This is a genomic window from Psychrobacter piechaudii (genome assembly GCF_900162825.1).
In the GTDB taxonomy this organism is placed as follows: Bacteria; Pseudomonadota; Gammaproteobacteria; order Pseudomonadales; family Moraxellaceae; genus Psychrobacter; species Psychrobacter piechaudii.
On the sequence record NZ_FUGE01000061.1, the window covers coordinates 1 to 3935 of the forward strand.

Below are 3935 nucleotides of genomic sequence, written 5' to 3' on the forward strand. Positions count from 1 at the left end.
GAGTGTGGCACATGGCATGATAGAGATATCAATGCTGCTAAGAACATCCTTGCGGTCGGGCTTGACCGTCTAGCTGTAGGAATCCCCTCGGTTTAGCGAGGGGAGGAGGTCAATGGGTCTATTGATTGAATCTAAGTTTGTGTCCTTCGTCTATTAGACGTCTGGGCTACTGGCTTGGATGGCAGTCAAAGCGATAGTATAAACGATATCATCGACTAAAGCGCCGCGTGATAAGTCGTTAACTGGCTTGTTTAAGCCTTGAAGCATTGGGCCAACACTGACCACGTTGGCACTACGCTGTACCGCTTTATAAGTGGTATTACCAGTGTTTAAATCAGGGAAGATAAACACGTTGGCTTGACCCGCAACTGGTGAGTCTGGTGCTTTTTGTTTGCCCACACTCAATACAGAAGCGGCGTCGTATTGTAGCGGACCATCTACCATTAAATCAGGTGCGCGCTCACGCACGATCTGAGTCGCTTGCTTCACTTTTTCAACATCATCACCAGTACCCGATGCCCCAGTAGAATAACTGATCATTGCCACTTTTGGCTCAATACCAAAGGCTTTAGCAGAGGCAGCAGATTGGATGGCAATTTCAGCCAATTGCTCAGCATTAGGATCAGGGTTAATTGCACAGTCACCATACACCACCACTTGCTCTGGAAGTAGCATGAAGAAGATAGAGGAGACCAGTGAGTACTGAGGCGCGTTTTTGATTAACTGGAAGGCAGGACGAACGGTGCTAGCCGTGGTATGAATTGCTCCTGACACTAAGCCGTCAACCTCATCCATGTGTAACATGGTGGTGCCTAATACCACGCTATCTTGCAATTGTTCAGCAGCTTGCTCTTCGGTGGCTTTACCTTTACGACGCTCTACAAAAGCTTGGATGTATTTATCTAAGCTAATACTCGCTGGATCAATGATTTCGATGTCTTCAGGCAGCTCAACACCGCGGTTTTTAGCCACTTGTGCAATTTCGTCTGGATTACCAATTAACACACACTGAGCGATACCACGACTTTGACAAATCGCTGCCGCCTCAATGGTACGTGGCTCTTCCCCTTCTGGTAAAACCACTCGTTTTTTGGCCTGTTGTGCTTTTTTCACTACTTGGTGACGGAAAGCAGAAGGCGATAGGCGAGGGGTATAGTCACGTTCGAAGTAGGATTTTAGCCAATCTAAATCGATATGAGCAGCGACAAAACGGGCCACAGTTTCGGCACGTTCTGCATCATCCCTTGGAATCTCATTACTGATGGTCGCTAAATTGGTTACCGTCTGTAAGCTATCAGTGTGTACGCTCATGATAGGTAGCCCCGTTTTTAGCGCAGGCTGACACAGCTCAAACACAGTATCATTTGGGATAATTCCACCGGTTAACACAATACCAGCCATAGGGATGTCATTCATGCTGGCCATGGCCGTCGCCAACAAGATATCATCACGATCGCCAGGAGTAACCACCAGAGTACCGCGGGTAAAGATTTCGCCCACACGCGAGATAGTACGGGCGGTTAGACTGGTTTTAAGAACTCGGCGCTGTTTGGCATCCCCCTCATTTAACCAGCTGGCATTAAGCTGCTGAGCAATATCCCAAGTGCGAGGCACAGACAAACTGTTACTGAAAGGAACCACTCCGATTAGCTGGAATTTATCAGTGGCAAAGTTAGGCGAGTGCGACTGCATAGCACTGATAAAGTCTTCATCCAAATCCAAAATGGCTTCACCTGGCGCTACGGGCTGAGTATCAAAAGTGTTAGGTACGTTGTTAGCACGCATTAAGATACTGCCTAGAGTGCGCTCTCCATTGAGTCCGCCAAAGTCACGGGCATGCACATCTAATTTATCGGCCAATTGTTTCGGGTTTTCAAGGTCAGCCATGCTAACGAAAATCACTTTGGCATCCAAGGCAGTGGCTAGGGCAAAGTTCACTTGTGAAGCATACGTTACCTCTTCGGTAGGCACTAAGCCTTCACAAATGACAACGTTGTACTCTTCTCCTAATTGATGAAAATTGGTAACTACCTCTTCCATCAAGTCATCCACGTTGCCTGAGTTCATCATGCGCTCGACACGTTCACGAGGAATAGAGGGAGGCGGATTTAGACCAAAAGCGTGACGGATTAAGTCACTTGAGCTGTCTAAAGTGTGCTGCGAGTCGTTCGAGTCATCTTGCAAAAATGGCTTCATAAAGCCAGCTTTCATGCCCAAATAATCCAAAGCCTTAAGCAATCCCAAGCCTGCAGAGGTTAAACCAATGCCACGGCCAGTAGGAACCAGCAAAATAGTTTGCATAAACAAATCCTTATTAGTTCAATATATTGGTTTGATTTTTAAATTATTTTTATTGATCGGACTATAGACCCAGTACCGCTCTGGTTTCTTCTGCGATTTGCAGCTCTTCATCTGTTGGGATAACCCATAGCTCATATTTACTTCCTGGAGCATGGAAACTGCCTTCTTCGCCGCCATATAGTTGGCTGTTCTTATCGGTATCTACCTCTAAGTTAAAGTGACGCATAACCTCTAGAATGCGAGCACGAATGGTCGCTGAGTTTTCACCAATACCTCCTGAGAAGATGATGCCGGTTAAATCTGGTAGGGCACAAGATAAAGAAGCCAGGTATTTGCCAGTGCGATAGCAGAACATTTCTACCGCCAACTGGGCATTCTTCTGGTCTGGGTGTGAGTCATCGTTAGCAATAGATTCTACGGTACGCATATCGTTTGAAACGCCAGATACGCCCAGTAGGCCACTTTCTTTATTCAAAATGACGTCGATTTGTTCTAGGTTGAGCCCCATAGTACGTTTTAAGTGAATGTGAAGGCTTGGGTCAACGTCGCCACAGCGGGTGCCCATCATTAGGCCTTCTAGTGGGGTTAGGCCCATACTGGTGTCTAGGCTTTCTCCATTGTAGACTGCAGTTGCAGAGCTACCATTGCCTAAGTGAGCAATTAACCAACCATGAGGACCTTCTTTTTCGGTCAGTTGGCTAGCGCGATTGGATAAGTAAGCGTGTGAAGAGCCGTGGAATCCGTAGCGGCGGATGCAGTCATTTTCATACATCTCTTTTGGGATGGCGTAACGGAAAGCTTTTGGAGGCATGGTTTGGTGAAAAGCGGTATCAAATACCACCACCTGAGGTAGGTCAGGGTGAATGGCTTGAACGGCTTCAATACCTGTAGCGTTAGCAGGGTTGTGTAGAGGAGCCAGCTCTTTTAGACGTCTGATTTCTTCTACCACATGTGGCGTCACTTCTACAGCAGAACTGAACTCACGGCCACCATGGACCACACGATGTCCTACTGCAATTGGAGATTGGTCGCCAAGAAGAGTCATAATTTGAACCAAAGCGGCTTTATGGTTAGAGCCTGGAATGCTGACTTCAGTTTTTTTGCCTTCTAGGCATTTGTGTACAATACGAGCATCATCTAGCCCTAAGTTTTCAGCGAGACCAGTAATACGGTATTTATTATCTTCACTAATTAGAGCATATTTGATAGAAGATGAACCGCAGTTAACGACTAAAGTTGGTTTGCTGATAATGTTGTTGCTCATATTGTATCCTTACATTGAAATTTTAAAAGAAAGAAAAGAAATAACACCAAACAGTGTCATAAATTAATAGACGTATAACGCCGCCTCTTTTACCAACACATAACATCCTATTAGGATGTGGTTTAAATTGTAAAATCGTTAACTTTTAGTTGAGCGAATGGGTCATATATTATTTCTGAGAAATAGAAATTGACTTAATTTAAGGGTGCCCTAATAACAGCTATGTTCGGTTATCAGGGCAATCGCACTACAAATCGATTTTAGCTACATTTTAATTAATTATTGACCTTTTACAGATGTTATCACCAATTTTCGGTCGCAAATAACAAAAACACGAGATATATAAAAATATTTTAGTTATAGTTTCTAA

2 protein-coding genes and 1 pseudogene are annotated in these 3935 nt (G+C 44.9%); 1 reads left to right on the top strand and 2 read right to left on the bottom strand.

All coding sequences use genetic code 11. From position 1 onward, the window contains the following. Positions 1-96, top strand: a pseudogene (locus A1019T_RS13165) (RNA-guided endonuclease TnpB family protein); the annotation flags it as partial. A gap of 57 nt (positions 97-153) precedes the next feature. Here A1019T_RS13165 and pta read toward each other — a convergent pair. Then, positions 154-2301, bottom strand: a complete 2148-nt coding sequence (gene pta / locus A1019T_RS02260; RefSeq protein WP_077450237.1) for a phosphate acetyltransferase — start codon at positions 2299-2301, stop codon at positions 154-156. Positions 2302-2362: 61 nt separating this feature from the next. Next, the gene (locus A1019T_RS02265; RefSeq protein ID WP_077450238.1) at positions 2363-3565 is read right to left on the bottom strand and encodes an acetate/propionate family kinase; all 1203 of its coding nucleotides are present in this window, start codon (positions 3563-3565) and stop codon (positions 2363-2365) included. Positions 3566-3935 lie beyond the last annotated feature (370 nt).